The sequence below is a fragment of the Candidatus Alkanophaga liquidiphilum genome, assembly GCF_053996935.1.
Genome location: NZ_JBMXYC010000056.1, coordinates 1 through 15,198 on the forward strand (window position 1 = coordinate 1; position 15,198 = coordinate 15,198).

A 15,198-nucleotide genomic window follows, 5' to 3' on the forward strand; every position below is an offset into this window, starting at 1 on the left:
TTTCGGCGCGGCGAGCGCCGGCGGGCACTTCGGCGCCGAGCTGAAATTCGCGGGCTACGACGGCGTTATTATCGAGGGCGTCGCCGCGAAGCCGACGGCGCTCGTCATCCGCGACGGCGGCGTCGAGCTCAGAGATGCCTCCCACCTCTGGGGCAGCTCGACCACCGAAACCGAGAAAATCCTGAGAGAGGAGTTAGGCGACCGTAAAGTGAAGGTCGCGTGCATCGGACCTGCTGGCGAGAACCTCGTGAGGTTCGCCGCCATAATAAACGACTCGACGAGAGCCGCCGGGCGTTGCGGGCTCGGCGCCGTCATGGGCGCCAAGAGGCTCAAAGCCATTGCGGTTCGTGGCACGAAGGACGTGCAGGTGAGCGACTTCGATGGACTCATGAAACTGCTCGACAGGCTGCGGGAACTCGGCAGATATGAAACGCTCGCCATTGGACTAAGTACTTACGGCACCGCCAGTATCGTCTCTTATGTGCACGCCATCGGCGGCTTCCCGACGCATAATTTCAAATTACAGTTCGACTACGAGGAAATCGAGCCTATTGACCAAGAAAGCATAAGGGAAAGCCTTGTGCTAAAGAAGTCGGCGTGCTTCGGCTGCCCCATAGGCTGCGGGCGTCTCTCCAGGATCCCAGAAGGAAAATATGCTGACGAGCTCGGCGAGGGTCCCGAATATGAGCACATAAACACTTTAGCGGGGAGATGCGGCTGTTACGACCTAAATGCTCTGATGAAGGCGCACAACCTCTGCAACGAACTTGGAATGGACGGCATCACAGCGGGCGGCGTCATCGGTTTTGCCATGGAGTGCTACGAGGCGGGCGTTTTGGATGCCGATAGGACGGGCGGGCTGGAGTTGCGGTGGGGCGACGCCGACATCGTCATCGAACTTTTAGAGAGAATTGCGAGGCGGGAGGGCGTCGGCGACCTCCTTGCGGAAGGCGTGAAGCGGGCGGCTGAACGTCTCGGTAGGGGTGCCGAGAAATACGCAATGCATGTTAAGGGCTTGGAGTTCCCGGGCTATGAGCCGAGAGCTATGAAGGGTGCCGCTCTTTCGTTTGCAACAGCAAACCGTGGCGCTGATCATCTTGGTGCGTTAATGACACTCGTGGATTTCGGCATGGCAACGCCGCTCGCCATGGTCACCGTCGACCCACTGGAGCTTAGTTCTGAGAAGGTGCGGCTGGTGAAGGAGCTTGAAGATTGGATGCAAGTTCTCGACTCCGCTATCATCTGCAAGTTTTTCGGCGTCCTGCTACGCAAGGAGGAGCTTGCATCTTTGATTTCTCTTGTCACCGGCTTTGATTTCTCGGTTAAGACGCTTGAACGTATCGGCGAACGTATTTGGAACCTCGAAAGGCTATTCAACCTCCGAGAAGGATTGCGGGGTAAGGAGGACGACTGGCTGCCGGACCGTTTCTACGAGGAGCCGCTGCCGAAGGGTGCAGCGAGTGGCGAGGTCATCCCCAGGGAGGAGTTCGAGCGGCGGCTGAGCGAGTATTACAGGTTGCGAGGCTGGGACGAAGGCGGCGTGCCAACTGCTGGGAAATTGAGAGAGCTGGGGCTGTCGGTTTAGGTGGTGCGGATGCGGAAATATGTTATTTCGGACCCTGAGAAGTGTTCGGGCTGCTGCCTTTGCGAACTCATTTGCTCAGGCGTGAAGGAACGGGTATTTAACCCTGAAAAGGCGAGAATAAGAGTTATAAAGGAGTATCCAGGCTTTTCGATAGCGTTTGCTTGCCATTTCTGCAATGAGCCGCCGTGCGTCGCTGCCTGTCCGAACGAGGCGTTAAGCGCCGACGAGAACGGCGTGCTCAGCGTTGCCGAGGAGAACTGCACGGCGTGCGGCGTGTGTGTCGAAGCCTGCGAGTTCGGCGTGCTGATACTGAAGCCCGACGCCGAGCTTCCTGTCGCCTGCGACCTCTGCGGTGGCGAGCCGCAATGTATAAAATTCTGCCCTGAAAGTGCTTTGAAGCTGGCGACTTTCGAAGAAATTGTTGACGGAATGCGTGACGAACACTTGAAAAAAGCTGTGGAGAAGCTTATATAGCGGCGTTGCAGTGGCTGAGCACGCCATCTCAATGTGCAAAATATAAACCGAAAATTATATAACTATATTTAATGAAAATCTCAGCGGTTGAGGTGGTCTAATGGGATTTTCGGAACAGGAACTGGTCGAAGAAATCATTTTCAGGGCGAAAGAGGCGGTCGAGAAGAACGTGCAGGCAAAGGAGGGCAAGATTCCGCCGGACACGCCCGCGTATGGCGAGTTCTGGCCGTGGATCGTATATAAAATCAGACCAGCAGCGTCCGAGAAGCGAATGCTCCTCGGAATGAAAGCGGAGGTCGTCACGTGCTGGCTCGATGAGGCAAGAAACATAAAACACGTGCACCTTAACTTCGTGGACTACGGCTACTCTGTGACTTACGAGGAGCTTGACCTTGCCGGGATAAAGCACCCGACGCTCGACGTGCCTGTTACTGAAATATTCAAGCAATATCCCCTCGAAGAGGGCATCAAGCTGATGCATGAAGCGATTGCGCCGACGAGACCTGACAAGAGCCGGAAGCTGCACGTCGAAGCTTTATACCTCGAAGACTTTGCGAACGCTCCGACCGTGGAGCAGGACAAGCCACTCTCGGAGCAGCGGATTTACGAACCTCGGTCTTATCCTGATGATGTGGACGCAGCAGCAGGCATCCTCTACGACAATTGGCATCTCAAGCCGAGACGCTTCGACATGTTTCCGCTACCACCGACGATGAAGGGCTTCTTATTGATGAGCAAGGACAGATTCCAGAAGTGGCTGAGGGAGGTGACTTGGCCGTTACGATAGGGTGGTCATATGAGTAGATTAGTTAGACATTTGGAGGATATTGTTGGAGAGGAGAACGTAACTGACGACGAAGAAGTGCTTTGGACGTATGCAAGGGACCAGCAATGGCCGTTCGTGCCACCGATGCGTCCAGACTACGTCGTCCGCCCGAAGTCAAGAGAGGAAGTGCAAGCGGTGATGCGGCTCGCATACCGAGAGCGCATCCCAGTGATCCCTTACAGCGCCGGAATTAACGTCAGAGGGCTCTGCATCCCCACGCAGGGCGGCATCATGCTGGACATGCGGAAGATGAACCGCATCCTTGAGATTAACACTGAAATGATGGCATGCGTCATCGAGCCCGGCGTCACGATCGCGCAGCTCGCTTCAGAGTGTATGAAACATGGCGTCCGCCCCGCAGTTCCGGGATGCCCGGCGACGGCGTCCGCAGTCGCAAACTACTCGCTCCGAGGGCTTTACCACCACCAGTGGAAAGATGGTATCGAGAACGTGCTCTCCATGGAGGTTGTCCTGCCCAACGGCGAGGTCTTATACACGGGCTCTTGGGGCTTCCCGAACTCGCCCGGTCCGTATTCGAGATATGGGCAGGGTCCCGACTTGACAGGGCTCTTCCAGAACCAACCCGGCACCATGGGCGTCATCACAAAAATGTGCGCAAAGCTCTACCCGTATTGCGACATTAAGGACTGGGTCGTTGCGGGTTACGACGACCTGAACGAGCTCGTGCGTGTGATTCTTGAATTCGGCAAATACGAAATCGGCACGAGTTGCATGGGCATGCACTGGCTCGGCTTCGCTATGATTTTCTCAGGTCGAGCGGAAGACGTCTTCGAGTTCAAGGGCACGTGGGGCGAATACGTCGTCTGGCTCGCCATCGAAGGCACCGAGGAGACGAAAGGGCGGATGGAATGGGAGAGGGAAATGGCGGAGAATATCGTGAGGAATTCCAACTACGTGGCGGGCGGCGAGATATTCCCGATGCCTGAGGACTTGGTCAACGAGATGACGTATCCAAGGGACGTCGCTTCGTGGTTCCGCCTCGGTAGCTACTATGCGGTGCCGTTCTTCGCTCAGATGAAATTGGCTCCGGTGTATCATGAGGAGACAAAGAAGCTCTGGCTGAAACACGGGCTTGACTACGACACGTGCGGCTGGTTCATTGCGCCATTTGACTACTGCAAGCACGGGCAGAGTTGCTATTATGAAGTCGAAACATGGTTCGATCCGACCAACGAGGAGGAGCGGCAAAAACTCATCAACTTCACCGACGAATATCACCAGAAAATCATCGAAATGGGCGCCTACGCTTACTTCAGACCGAACCCCGGAAACATGAGCGCAGCCCTCCCGCTGATGGGCAATTACGCAAAGCTCTGGAAGGCAATCAAAGACCTCATCGACCCGCACGACATAATGAACCCCGGAAAGGTCTTTGTGTGAATGAGGTGGTAAAATGGTCACGATTCTTGAAAACGTCATAGAGTCGCTGCGCAAGTATGCGGCATGGGCATATCGCTGCGGCAAGGAGCGAACTTGCCACTTCGTGAATTATCACAAGCTCGGCGCACCATTGCCGATATGCCCGAGCGGTGAGTATTTCAAATACGAAGCTTACTACGGCTCCGGCAGGCTGGAAACGCTACGGGCAATCGCCGAGCGCGACATAAAGGAGCCGTCAGAACGCCTCCTCGAGATCATTTATGCGTGCACGGTGTGCGGCGGCTGCCGGCAGCAGTGTAAAGGGCACGTTACACAGGGCACCGACGTCATGGGCATCGACCACGTCGAAGCCTTCGAGGCGTTACGGACGGTCCTTTCTGAAGAACTTGGCTGGGGACCGCTCCCTGCACAGAAGGCGTTTGCTGAGAGCATCAAGCTCAACCACAACCCCTACAACGAGCCGCACGAAAAGCGGCGGGCGTGTTTTGCGTCGTCCGACGTCGGAGAGCCGCCCGTGAAGAATGCCGAAGTTATCTACTTCGTCGGCTGCACATCATCTTACCGAGAGCCGAGCATTGCTGTTTCGACGGTGAAGTTGCTAAAAGCTGCGGGCGTGGACTTCGGCGTCATGAGCGACGAGTGGTGCTGCGGCTCGCCGCTGTTGCGCACCGGGCAGAAATCAGCGGCTGTCGAAACCGCAAAGCATAATGTCGAAACGCTGAAGCAGATGGGCGTGAAGACCGTCATCTTCTCCTGTGCGGGCTGCTACCGCACGTTCAAGGAGGACTATCTGCAGCTTTTCGGCGACCTCGGATTCGAGTGCCTGCACGTCTCGGAATACCTGCCGCAGCTCGTTAAGGAGGGGAAGCTGAAATTCAAGGAAATGCCGAGGAAGGTCACATACCACGACCCTTGCCACCTCGGGCGGCATTTGGGCTTTGCCGCTGTCTACGAGCCGCCACGTGAGCTTGTAAAAGCGGTGCCAGGTGTGGAACTCGTGGAGATGAAGAGGAACAGGGAGCAGAGCTGGTGTTGCGGCTCTGGCGGAGGCGTGAAGGCGGCATTCGATGACTTCGCCGTGTGGACGGCAATCGAACGCCTGAAAGAGGTTGAAGAGACTGGTGCTCAAACCTTAGTCACGCCGTGCCCGTTCTGCGTGCACAACTTCAAGGACGCGGTCGCAGCCTCCGGTAAGAGCATCGAGGTGCTTGACCTCGTGGAGCTGTTGGCGAACGCCCTTTAGGGGGCTCGAGTATGCAGGCGCAGACAGCGACACCAAAGCTCATTTTGGTGGAAATCATCAGCGGCGGGAAGCAGGTGTGCATGGGCATAATGAAGAGCACGAGACGGCGGGTGATGATTCGAGAGGACCCCCCGTCTCTTAAACCTTTTCCCAAATACGTGATTGTGGAGCTTGTCGGCAACATGTCAATAAAAGTCGCAAAGGGCAAGGCAGTGGAGTGGTTTTACGAGCGGGACGAAGCCGTGAAGCGGGCGCAAGAGTTGGGCGCCGTTATCGATATTTAGGGATGCGTTATGGAGTTTTGGCGTCCTGATGTGGAAGCGCTGCCGCCTGAGAAGTTGCGAGCGCATCAAGAAAAACTGCTGCTCAAATACGTCAAATACGCCTATGAGCACTCGCCTTACTACCGCCGGCAGTTCGATGAGCGAGGGCTACGTCCTGAGGACATTAAGAATCTTGATGACTTCTTCGAAAAGGTTCCAATGATTTCAAAGCTTGAAATTATAGAGAACGAGCGGGAGAAGCCGCCGTTTGGCGAATTCCTGGCGGTGCCGCTAGATGAAGTTGTAAGGATCTTTATATCACCCGGTCCCATTTTTTACCCGCTGACGAAGGACGAGCTGGAAAATACCGTGGAAATGTGTGCGGCATGCTTCTACACGTGCGGCGTCCGAGCGGGCGACGTCGTGGACGTGGCATTTGCATATAACTGGGTGCCCGCCGGCACGGTTTTCGACGATGCCTGTCGCAGGATTGGCGCTGCGGTCATTCCTGCGGGCACGGGCTTCACCGACATGCACATACAGGTGATGCGGGCTGCCTCCGTGACGGCGTTCGTGGGCACGCCGAGTTTCTTAATGCAGATTGGCAAACGTGTGCAAGAGCTTGGCTTAAAGCCGAAACAGGATTTACGGCTGAGAGTTGGCGTCTTTACGGGGGAAGCAGTGCCTGACAGCCTGAAGCGGGAGCTTAATGCGCTCTTCGGGCTTGCGCCCATGGAAATATATGCAGCGGCGGAAGTAGGCATAATGGCGAGGGAGTGCCCCGCGGCGGCGAGCGGCAAGGTCAGAGGCTTGCATATTTACGAGGACATCGTTTTGGAGCTAATTGACCCGAAAACTGGGGAGCATGTGCCGCCGGGAGAGCCGGGTGAGGTCGTTGCTACGTTCTTACAACGCAGGAGCATGCCTCTACTTAGATACAGAACAGGCGACCTCGCAGCAGGGCTTGAGGAGGGCGTCTGCGAATGCGGTAGGAGCTCTTCGAGACTGCTGAAGATTGTGGGGCGTGTAAGCGACGTCGTCAAGGTTAGAGGCATGTTCGTAGTGCCTTCGCAGGTTGAGAGCGTGTTACGACGTCATCCCGAGCTTGGGAGGTTCCAAATGGTGATTGAGCGCCCGGCGACGCTTGACGAGCTTACAATCGTGGTTGAAAGCAAGGACAGGAGCGAGGAGTTGCGGAAGACCCTCGAAAGCGAGCTTAAGGAAGTCATAAAGCTGCGGGCGAGTGTTGAATTTGTGGACAAGCTTTATGAGGACGCAAAACTTGTTGTTGACAAAAGGGAGTTTGAGTAGGAGTGTAGCGAATCATGGAAAATCGCATGTTTAACCCGAAAGTGGAGGTAATGCCGAAGGAGGAGCTGAGAAGGCTCCAGGAGCGAAGACTCAGAGCGCAACTGCGGCGAGTTTACGAGAGCTCGCCTCTCCACCACCAGCGATTCAGAGAGGCGAGCGTGACGCCCGACGAGATACGGGGCGTCGAGGATTTGAGGAGGTTGCCGCTTGTAACGAGGGAGGATTTGCAGCGTGCGGTAAAAGACTCTGGGGACTTTTATGGGGGGCGGCTGTGCGTGCCTGCAGACCGCCTGATACTGAGCATTTCGCCGCCGGAGTGGCCGTTCGTGCCGCTTGAGGATATTCCAGTCGTTACTGCGCTGACGGTGGCAGACCAGCGGGAGGTTGTGGAGCTGCTGACGCGGATCTGGGTGATGGAGGGCGTTGCTCCAAAGGACTTGGTGCAGGTGCAGTGCTGGGCGTGGGAGGCGTTTGGCTTTGCGTTCAGCTTCCCGTCGCACACTTTCGGGCTCACGAGCGTCGGCGGCGTTTTAGGCTGCCGAATTATCCCGCAGGAGCTCTTCGTGCCGGATGTGCCGAGAACGATTCATACAGGACGGTTTTTCAAGCCCGACGTGCTCTTCACGACTGAGACAGCGCTTGCAACGCTTGAGAGTTATTTGACGCCCGTGAGCGAGGGCGAAAAAGTCACGGTTGAAGTGGCAGTTTCCGAGACTACCTCCTTTAAGGTGGTTAAGGAGGAGGAGTTCTCGCCCTGCTCCATCGGGTATCGGGTCATCGTGCTGCGGGCGCCATTTTACGAGCTTTTTTATGCAAACGAGGAGAAACGAGGCAGGATAAAAGAAGTATGGGGCGTAGAAGATGTTTTCACGCTGCTTGACATTCAGGACATCCTGTTTTACGCGTCGGATTGCGCAGAGCACTGTGGCTTGCACGTTTGGGAGGATGCGTTCGTTGTCGAGGTTATTGATGCCGCTGGCGAGTGTGTGAGTGCCGGAGAGTGGGGCGACCTCGTTCTCACGAACATTTTCGCGGAGGCGACGCCGCTCATTAGATACAAAACGGGAATAACAGCGACGTTTGAGGACGAGCGTTGCGGCTGTGGCAGAACGCACCGCCGCATTTTCCTGCGCCTGTGAGGTGGGAGCATGCAAGAGAGCGCTTATTGGAACGTCATTGAGAGGCTGCCAAGGGCAGAGCTTGAGGAGCTGAAGCTGAGGCGACTGCGTGCGATCATAAGATACGCTTACTATAATTCGCCGTTCTACCACAAGCGGTTTAAAGAGGCGAGCGTAACGCCTGATGACGTTCGGAGCTTCAAAGACTTTGAAAAGATACCGGTGTTCAGGAAGGACGACATCAGGGCGGAGCGGGATAAGACGGGCGACCCGTTTGCCGGGCTGCTCTGCATGCCGCTGGAGGACGTGCTGTTGATAAATCCGTCGACGGGCACAACAGGCATCCCGACGTTCGTTACGTATGCTGAGACCGAACTTAAGATATGTGCGGAGATGATGTGTCGACATTTCTGGATGACGGATGCTCGCCCCGGCGATAAAGCGCTGACGATTCAGTTAAACTGGCACTGGCTCGGACCGCCTTCGGTCACGGCATACCGGCGGTTCGGCATGCATCTCATGATCGACTTCGTGCATCCGATAACCGCAGAGCGCTATGTCTGGCTTGCGGGTTTCAAGCCTGATTTCATGTTTATGGACCAGCCGCTGCTCATGGCGATCCGGGACGAGATTCGTGAACACACCGGGAAAGAGCCGCACGAGCTTTACGGCGGCGTGAGAAACCTCGTGTGCGCCGGTGAATCTTTCCCGCCAAAGTTTAAGGAACACCTCATGCAAGAGTTCGGCATCACTGGCGGCGTCTATGACCTCTACGGCTGCTCTGAGAGCCATATCGTGGCGGTGGAATGCCCGGAGCACAACGGTGACCATTTCTGGGAAGACATGTTCCACGTTGAGATTCTTGACCCGGACAGCGGCGATGTGATTCCGCCGGACTCAGGCGAGAGCGGCGAGGTCGTCGTCACAAGTTTGTTTGCGAGGGACATGCCTTTCATACGCTACGGCACTGAGGACGTTGCGTATCTGGAGACAGAACGCTGCGGCTGCGGTAGGACGCACGCACGGCTTATCCCTCGTGACAGAATTTCGTGGCGCATAAAAGTGGGCGGTAAGGAGATATACCCAATAGACGTGCGGCGTGTCATTGAGGAATTCCCGGAGACTGTGGAAGGCGCCTTCACCATTCGGAAGTATGCCCGTGAGATGACGAAGTTAAAAATAGACATGCGACACGAGCCTTGGGTGCGTCCGGAAGACGAGGAGGCGCTTGCAAGCAGTATCTGCGAGCGGATAAGAGAGAAATTAGGCGTCGAAGCCGAGATAAGATGGGTGTCGTTCTCAGGGCTGCCCGTGATTTTCCACAAGATTGAAAGAGTGCTGGACGAGACGAAAATGTGAGGAAGAGGAGCGCCGCGGAAGGCAACCAGTAGTAAAAAGCGATTAATTAATTTTTGAAAATTCTGATGATGTCGCTGATGATGGCGCTAGCGGCTTCGATGCCGCCGGCGCCCCGCCCGACGACCATGACCTCGCCAGCAAGGTCTGTTTTCAAAAGTGCAGCGTTCAAAGTCCCGCCGACGTTGAGGGGGTGCGTTTCCGGGACGAGCTTCGGCGCTACCTCCAGTTTCCCATCCCGGTCAACTTCGCCGATGAGCTTGATGACGTAGCCGTTGTCCCTCGCAAGGCTTAACGCTTCAGGCGTTATTTCTGTGATGCCGGTGACTCTCACGTCCTTGTATGCGGCGTCGAGCCCGAGGAGCGCATTTGCGAGGATTACGAGCTTGACCGCTGTGTCCACGCCGAGGACGTCGCTCCTTGGGTCGGCTTCGGCGATGCCCATTTCTTGCGCCTCTCGGAGGGCGTGCTCGAAGGGCATGTTCTCCTCGCCCATTCTCGTGAGTATGTAGTTACATGTGCCGTTCAGGATGCCTTTGATGCAGAGGATTTCGTTGCCCGCAAGCGTGTCTCTGAGCGAGATGATGGGCATGGCGCCGCCGACTGTTGCTTCGAAGCCTATCTTGCGGTCGGCACGCTTTGCCGCTTGCATAAGCTTATTGAAGTGCAGCGCTAACGGCCCTTTGTTTGAGGTCACGACGTGCCTTCCCGCTTTTAGGGCGGTGAGGATATGGCTCGTGCCGGGCTCGCCGTCGTTATCGACGTTCGTGGGCGTTGCCTCGACGGTGACGTCGTGCTCCACCTCCTGAATCACGTCGGGACTCTGCAACTCCTCCACCCTCACGCCGTGCGCCTCAAGGCTCTCTCGGGGGGACAGCCCCTCTGCTCCACCTTTCTGCAGGGCGTCGAGGATGCGGCGAGGGTCAAGCCCGCCGCCATCAGCGTCGGAGGCGAGAGCGGCGCCCCAAAGGTCAACGACCGCAACAATCCTTAAATCAAGCCCAAACCGCTCACCAATCTCTGCCCGCTTTCTCGCAACGACTTCGGCGACGCCACGCCCGACGACGCCGAAGCCCACGATTGAGAGCTTTACCTCTCTCATCCAATCACCTTAAAGCTCGTCCTCTATCGGACGCACGACGAGAATGCCACACCTTGCTGCAAATCCCTCAACAATATCCAAGGCCCTTTCCAGTTCCATCTTGCCGATAGCTCGAATTTTCAGAGCTGCCGCTGACTTTTCTTCGACGGCAGGCATCGATAGGAAAAGCTCGACGACTTCGGCGACGCCCGTCCCGTCAACCTCGTTTATCAGCTCCTTCACGCCGGAGCGGACGATATGCCCAATCAGCAGGACGAACACTGCCTCCTTGAGCCTTTCGGCACCGACTCGCACGACCGTGATTCCACGCTCTCGGAGTCGTTGCAGCAGAGCCGCAAGCTTGCTCTCCTCGACGTCGAAAACAACTTGCACGGGGATTGTGCCACGTTGCGTTTTCCTGTCTCGGTGGTGGAGCACACTGATTATGTTGCCGCCGAGTTCTGAAATGGGAATAAGGGCGGAGACAAGCTGCCCGGGAACGTCCTTCAGCTCTATGTCCATCGACACCTTCATAATTTACGCCTCTGCCTTCTGCAACGAGTTAAACCTCCCTAGTTCCTTTTTTGGAACTTATGCTTTTATACCTTTTTGAGTAAGATAAGTGTGGAGAGGTGAGAGAATGGAAGTTCCTCTAAGAAAAGTAAGGGATTGTGTCTATGAGATTCCGCAAGATTATAAGGATTTCATGAGAGTCCCCGCCCGTGTTTACGCCGACGTCAAACTCATGGAGAAGATGAAACAAGACATGACACTGCAGCAGGCGATTAACGTGACATCGCTGCCGGGCATCCAGAAGTATTCTATGGTCATGCCTGACGGGCATCAGGGCTATGGCTTCCCGATAGGCGGCGTCGCTGCCACAGACTTTAACAACGGCGTAATAAGCCCTGGGGGGGTGGGGTACGATATCAACTGCGGCGTCCGCCTCATCAGGACGAATCTTTTAGAGAAAGACGTGCGCCCGCACCTCAACGAGCTGATGGACGGGCTTTTCGAGAGCATCCCGGCTGGGCTCGGGCTTTCAGGGAAGCTCCGCCTCTCCTATAAGGAGCTTGATGAGGTTCTGGTTGCGGGTTCTGAGTGGTGTGTAGAGCACGGCTACGGTTGGGAGGATGATTTGAAGCGGACAGAGGATGGAGGGCGGCTTGCGGAGGCAAACCCTGAGAAAATAGACGAGAAGTCGAGACAGCGGGGCGCCCCGCAGTTGGGCACACTCGGCTCCGGCAATCACTTCCTTGAAGTCCAAGTAGTTGATGAGATTTTTGATGAGGAGCTTGCGAAGAAGTTTGGGATTTTCGATGTCGGGCAGGTTGCAGTCCTCATACACACCGGCGGGCGCGGCTTCTCGCACGGTGTCTGTTCCTATTACCTAAGAGTCTTCGAGCGGGAAATGCGGAAGGATGCGACGCTGAACCGCATCTTCGAACTTGAAAGAGAGCTGGCGTGCGCTTACCTGAATTCAAAAGTCGGCATGGACTACTTCGAAGCGATGTGTGCATGCGCTAACTACGCTTGGGCGAACAGGCAGCTCGCGACGCACTGGGTCCGGCAGACTTTTGAGAGAGTCCTAAAGAACTCGGCGGAGAGTATGGAAATCCAGCTCGTTTACGACGTGGCGCACAACATCGCAAAGCGAGAAGTGCATGAGGTTGACGGTGCGAATATGGAGCTTTGTGTCCACAGGAAAGGTGCGACGAGGGCGTTCATCGCCGGCGACGAGCGACTTCCTGAGGTTTACAGGGGCGTGGGACAGCCGGTCCTCCTGCCGGGCTCGATGGGGACACGCAGCTTCCTCCTCGTTGGAACTGAGACGGCAATGCGGGAGACCTTCGGGACGTGCGCTCATGGTTCTGGGCGGGAGATGAGCCGCACGCGGGCGACGAAGATTTATAAGGGCGAGCAGGTGAAGCGGGAGCTTGAGCGGCGGAACATCGTGGTGCGCTGCCGCCCCTCCAAGAGGCGTAAAGGCGATAGGCTCAGCGAGCTTGCGGAAGAAGCCGCCGGCGCCTACAAGAACCCTGAGGTTGTTGTGGAGTGCTGCGAGCGTGCGGGCATTGCGAAGAAAGTAGCGGCGCTCAGAGCCATTGGGGTGATGAAGGGCTAATTTTTGCTCAAATTACTTGGGGGAAATTATGAGAAAAGTGGCAATAATTGGGGTAGGTTGCACGAAGTTTGGGGAGCTTTGGGAGCGTTCTTTCCGGGAGCTGGCAGTGGAGGCGGGTGTGAGAGCCATAGAGGACGCTGGGATAAGCGGTGAGGAGATAGAAGCAATCTTCGGTGGCAACATGAGCGCTGGGAGCTTCATACAGCAGGAGCACATCGGCACACTGATTGCAGACCACGTCGGGTTGGCGTCGCTGCATATCCCAGCTTGCAGGGTCGAAGCGGCGTGCGCCTCCGGCGGTTTGGCATTACACGTTGCGACGCTCGCCGTCGCTTCTGGCTGGTATGATGTGGTCGTAGCTGCGGGCGTCGAAAAAATGACGGACGCCGACCCGAATGCGATAGACGAGTTGCTTGCGGCTTCGACCGACCGGGAGTGGGAGGCGATGCAAGGAGCGACGCTGCCGGCGCTCTTCGCAATGATGGCACGGGCGCACATGCAGAAATACGGGACCACGAGGGAGCAATTAGCGCTCGTCGCCGTCAAAAATCACAAAAACGCAAGCAACAATGAGATTGCGCAGTTCAGAAGCAAGATAAGCGTCGACGCCGTCCTGCGCTCGCCAATCGTCGCCGACCCGTTGCGGGTGCTCGACTGCTCGCCCGTGGCGGATGGTGCTGCCGCCGTCGTTTTATGCGCTGCGGAAGACGCTCGCAAATACACCGACACGCCAATTTACATCCGTGCATCGACGCAGGCGTGCGACTTCCTCGCTCTGCACGACAGAGAGGACCTGACGACTGTGAAGGCGACGGCGGTAGCGGCGAGGACAGCTTACAAAATCGCCAGAATCTCGCCTACAGACATTGGCGTGGCGGAAGTGCACGACTCTTACACCATCGCTGAGATAATGGCAATTGAGGACTTAGGCTTTTTCGAAAAAGGCGAGGGCGGACGTGCCGTTGAGGACGGCGCCACGGAAATCGGTGGGCACATCCCAGTGAATCCCTCGGGCGGGCTGAAAGCTTGCGGACACCCCCTCGGTGCCACAGGAATAAGGCAAGCCGTCGAAATCACGCTGCAACTGCGAGGCGACGCAAAAGGCAGGCAAACGAACGCCGAAATCGGGCTTACGCACAACGTCGGCGGCACCGGCGGGACTGCTGTTGTCCACATCCTCAGCCGCTCCTTGCCGTAGGCTGAGCGGCGTTCGCAGACGTGTGCGGCGTGCCACTTGTGGCGAGCAGTTAGTATTGACGCAAAGCGCTGTCGGAAGCCGCCACGACGTCACTCAAACTCAAATCTTGGTGCCTCCTTTCTCTGAATGCCGAGTTCCACGAGTATCGCCTTCATGATGCCGCACGGGACCGGGCAGTCTGCATGCTTCAAGTGCTTGCCGGCGCACGCATAGATGATGTTCTCGAAGACGTTATGAGTTTTCAGGAAAATATCCTCATATTTTACGGCGGTTATCTCTTTTGCGAGCTTGTTAACGGCGCTACATTCCGACTTTACGCCTATTTCCACCGAAAGCCCATTCCGCCGAGCCTCAATCACAGTGTTAAATCTGCACGCACCCCCGAAAACACGGACGGTCGTCATTTCCTCCCTATTACTACTAACTCGTCCTCCTCAATTATTATTTTTGCGGAAAAGCCCGCCATCTTTAAGAGCGTCGCCCGGCTCTCGGCGCCCCGCTCCCAGTATTCGAACGACACGAGCACGCCGCTTGGCTTTAGAACCCTGAAAACCTCCGCTGCCACTGCCTCGTTCCTGCCGCCGAATATGGGAATCCAGTCGAAAGCATAATAAAAAACAACGCAGTCTAACGAGCAATCCCTAAAAGGCAGTGCCTGAGCGTCCGCCACGAGAATGTGAACGGCGGCGCTCTCACCCAGCTTCTTTTTGTATTCCTGCATCTGAGTCTCGCTTACGTCGAGCACGAGCACGCTGCCGTTGAATTCCAAAAGCTCGAGCGCCGTCTGCACGTTCGTGCCACAGCCCACCTCTAAAACCTTAGCCTGCTCTGGCAAGCCCGCCTCCACCAACGTTTTTGTTAGAAAGGACGGCTGCACGCCCGCTCTAAATGACATCATGCATATTTTTCCGCTACAAAAGATTAAGTTGGCGTGCGGAGTAGAGGTCAGCTTCTCCCGTCTAAAGACGGGAGCTTGCTCTCGGAGGGATGATGTTGCCAACAACCCTCATCGAGCCTGACGGGGCGGCTGACATCGCCCCCAACTCTGGAAATCTGGGGCTGGGTGCTGAGAGTGGTCTCAGAGACCAAGCCCCGCTCCAGAGCCAGAGTTGCTATGTTACGAGAGGCAGTTCTATCCACATTGGCTTCGTAGCCACATTTGCATTTGAACAGCTTTCTCTTACCGTTGAAGAAAACCCAGTTTCTCTTCGAAGTGT

The 15,198-nt window shown here is 56.2% G+C and carries 16 protein-coding genes; 12 read left to right on the forward strand and 4 right to left on the reverse strand.

All coding sequences use genetic code 11. From position 1 onward, the window contains the following. From ACXJJA_RS07475 to ACXJJA_RS07515, 9 genes are all read left to right on the forward strand, one after another. The coding region (locus ACXJJA_RS07475; protein WP_456487587.1) for an aldehyde ferredoxin oxidoreductase family protein at positions 1 to 1,585 on the forward strand (1,585 nt) is incomplete at its 5' end. 9 nt (positions 1,586 to 1,594) lie between these two features. Beyond that, positions 1,595 to 2,059, forward strand: a complete 465-nt coding sequence (locus tag ACXJJA_RS07480; RefSeq protein WP_456487588.1) for a 4Fe-4S dicluster domain-containing protein — start codon at positions 1,595 to 1,597, stop codon at positions 2,057 to 2,059. Positions 2,060 to 2,159: 100 nt separating this feature from the next. Further along, positions 2,160 to 2,846: a hypothetical protein gene (locus ACXJJA_RS07485; protein WP_456487589.1), complete on the forward strand. Its 687-nt coding sequence runs from the start codon at positions 2,160 to 2,162 to the stop codon at positions 2,844 to 2,846. Positions 2,847 to 2,855: 9 nt separating this feature from the next. After that, a complete protein-coding gene (locus tag ACXJJA_RS07490; protein ID WP_456487590.1) occupies positions 2,856 to 4,286 on the forward strand; it encodes an FAD-binding oxidoreductase in 1,431 nt (476 codons plus the stop codon). A gap of 13 nt (positions 4,287 to 4,299) precedes the next feature. After that, positions 4,300 to 5,529: a (Fe-S)-binding protein gene (locus tag ACXJJA_RS07495; protein WP_456487591.1), complete on the forward strand. Its 1,230-nt coding sequence runs from the start codon at positions 4,300 to 4,302 to the stop codon at positions 5,527 to 5,529. Positions 5,530 to 5,540: 11 nt separating this feature from the next. Continuing rightward, positions 5,541 to 5,813: a hypothetical protein gene (locus ACXJJA_RS07500; protein WP_456487592.1), complete on the forward strand. Its 273-nt coding sequence runs from the start codon at positions 5,541 to 5,543 to the stop codon at positions 5,811 to 5,813. 9 nt (positions 5,814 to 5,822) lie between these two features. Further along, on the forward strand, positions 5,823 to 7,103 hold the full coding sequence (locus ACXJJA_RS07505; protein WP_456487593.1) for a phenylacetate--CoA ligase family protein: 1,281 nt from the start codon (positions 5,823 to 5,825) through the stop codon (positions 7,101 to 7,103). Between the two features lie 50 nt (positions 7,104 to 7,153). Next, on the forward strand, positions 7,154 to 8,242 hold the full coding sequence (locus tag ACXJJA_RS07510) for a phenylacetate--CoA ligase family protein (RefSeq protein ID WP_456487594.1): 1,089 nt from the start codon (positions 7,154 to 7,156) through the stop codon (positions 8,240 to 8,242). A gap of 9 nt (positions 8,243 to 8,251) precedes the next feature. Further along, complete coding sequence (locus tag ACXJJA_RS07515) at positions 8,252 to 9,580, forward strand: phenylacetate--CoA ligase family protein (protein WP_456487595.1); 1,329 nt, start codon at positions 8,252 to 8,254, stop codon at positions 9,578 to 9,580. Between the two features lie 46 nt (positions 9,581 to 9,626). Here the strand turns inward: ACXJJA_RS07515 and ACXJJA_RS07520 are convergent, their stop codons facing one another. After that, a complete protein-coding gene (locus tag ACXJJA_RS07520) occupies positions 9,627 to 10,679 on the reverse strand; it encodes a homoserine dehydrogenase (RefSeq protein WP_456487596.1) in 1,053 nt (350 codons plus the stop codon). A gap of 9 nt (positions 10,680 to 10,688) precedes the next feature. Then, the gene (locus ACXJJA_RS07525) at positions 10,689 to 11,192 is read right to left on the reverse strand and encodes an amino acid-binding protein (RefSeq protein WP_456487597.1); all 504 of its coding nucleotides are present in this window, start codon (positions 11,190 to 11,192) and stop codon (positions 10,689 to 10,691) included. Positions 11,193 to 11,298: 106 nt separating this feature from the next. On the opposite strand from ACXJJA_RS07525, the gene ACXJJA_RS07530 reads away from it, so the two are divergent. Together ACXJJA_RS07530 and ACXJJA_RS07535 are read left to right on the forward strand one after the other, a co-directional pair. Then, on the forward strand, positions 11,299 to 12,783 hold the full coding sequence (locus ACXJJA_RS07530) for an RtcB family protein (protein ID WP_456487598.1): 1,485 nt from the start codon (positions 11,299 to 11,301) through the stop codon (positions 12,781 to 12,783). A 28-nt stretch (positions 12,784 to 12,811) separates the two neighbouring features. After that, on the forward strand, positions 12,812 to 13,981 hold the full coding sequence (locus ACXJJA_RS07535; protein WP_456487599.1) for an acetyl-CoA acetyltransferase: 1,170 nt from the start codon (positions 12,812 to 12,814) through the stop codon (positions 13,979 to 13,981). A gap of 89 nt (positions 13,982 to 14,070) precedes the next feature. Here ACXJJA_RS07535 and ACXJJA_RS07540 read toward each other — a convergent pair whose 3' ends face one another. Together ACXJJA_RS07540 and ACXJJA_RS07545 are read right to left on the reverse strand one after the other, a co-directional pair. Beyond that, complete coding sequence (locus tag ACXJJA_RS07540) at positions 14,071 to 14,385, reverse strand: DUF6951 family protein (protein WP_456487600.1); 315 nt, start codon at positions 14,383 to 14,385, stop codon at positions 14,071 to 14,073. Next, a complete protein-coding gene (locus tag ACXJJA_RS07545; RefSeq protein WP_456487601.1) occupies positions 14,382 to 14,879 on the reverse strand; it encodes a class I SAM-dependent methyltransferase in 498 nt (165 codons plus the stop codon). The genes ACXJJA_RS07540 and ACXJJA_RS07545 overlap by 4 nt, the downstream gene beginning before the upstream one ends. Before the next feature lie 89 nt (positions 14,880 to 14,968). Here ACXJJA_RS07545 and ACXJJA_RS07550 point away from each other — a divergent pair. Next, positions 14,969 to 15,198, forward strand: a 230-nt coding sequence (locus ACXJJA_RS07550) for a hypothetical protein (RefSeq protein ID WP_456487602.1), incomplete at its 3' end; no start/stop codon positions are given.

Excerpts from the sequence above, each read along its gene's own strand:
- ACXJJA_RS07480 (WP_456487588.1), top strand. The coding sequence starts at position 1,595 with ATGCGGAAATATGTTATTTCGGACCCTGAGAAGTGTTCGGGCTGCTGC.
- ACXJJA_RS07485 (WP_456487589.1), top strand. The coding sequence starts at position 2,160 with ATGGGATTTTCGGAACAGGAACTGGTCGAAGAAATCATTTTCAGGGCG.
- ACXJJA_RS07490 (WP_456487590.1), top strand. The coding sequence starts at position 2,856 with ATGAGTAGATTAGTTAGACATTTGGAGGATATTGTTGGAGAGGAGAAC.
- ACXJJA_RS07495 (WP_456487591.1), top strand. The coding sequence starts at position 4,300 with ATGGTCACGATTCTTGAAAACGTCATAGAGTCGCTGCGCAAGTATGCG.
- ACXJJA_RS07500 (WP_456487592.1), top strand. The coding sequence starts at position 5,541 with ATGCAGGCGCAGACAGCGACACCAAAGCTCATTTTGGTGGAAATCATC.
- ACXJJA_RS07505 (WP_456487593.1), top strand. The coding sequence starts at position 5,823 with ATGGAGTTTTGGCGTCCTGATGTGGAAGCGCTGCCGCCTGAGAAGTTG.
- ACXJJA_RS07510 (WP_456487594.1), top strand. The coding sequence starts at position 7,154 with ATGCCGAAGGAGGAGCTGAGAAGGCTCCAGGAGCGAAGACTCAGAGCG.
- ACXJJA_RS07515 (WP_456487595.1), top strand. The coding sequence starts at position 8,252 with ATGCAAGAGAGCGCTTATTGGAACGTCATTGAGAGGCTGCCAAGGGCA.
- ACXJJA_RS07520 (WP_456487596.1), bottom strand. The coding sequence starts at position 10,679 with ATGAGAGAGGTAAAGCTCTCAATCGTGGGCTTCGGCGTCGTCGGGCGT.
- ACXJJA_RS07525 (WP_456487597.1), bottom strand. The coding sequence starts at position 11,192 with ATGAAGGTGTCGATGGACATAGAGCTGAAGGACGTTCCCGGGCAGCTT.
- ACXJJA_RS07530 (WP_456487598.1), top strand. The coding sequence starts at position 11,299 with ATGGAAGTTCCTCTAAGAAAAGTAAGGGATTGTGTCTATGAGATTCCG.
- ACXJJA_RS07535 (WP_456487599.1), top strand. The coding sequence starts at position 12,812 with ATGAGAAAAGTGGCAATAATTGGGGTAGGTTGCACGAAGTTTGGGGAG.
- ACXJJA_RS07540 (WP_456487600.1), bottom strand. The coding sequence starts at position 14,385 with ATGACGACCGTCCGTGTTTTCGGGGGTGCGTGCAGATTTAACACTGTG.
- ACXJJA_RS07545 (WP_456487601.1), bottom strand. The coding sequence starts at position 14,879 with ATGATGTCATTTAGAGCGGGCGTGCAGCCGTCCTTTCTAACAAAAACG.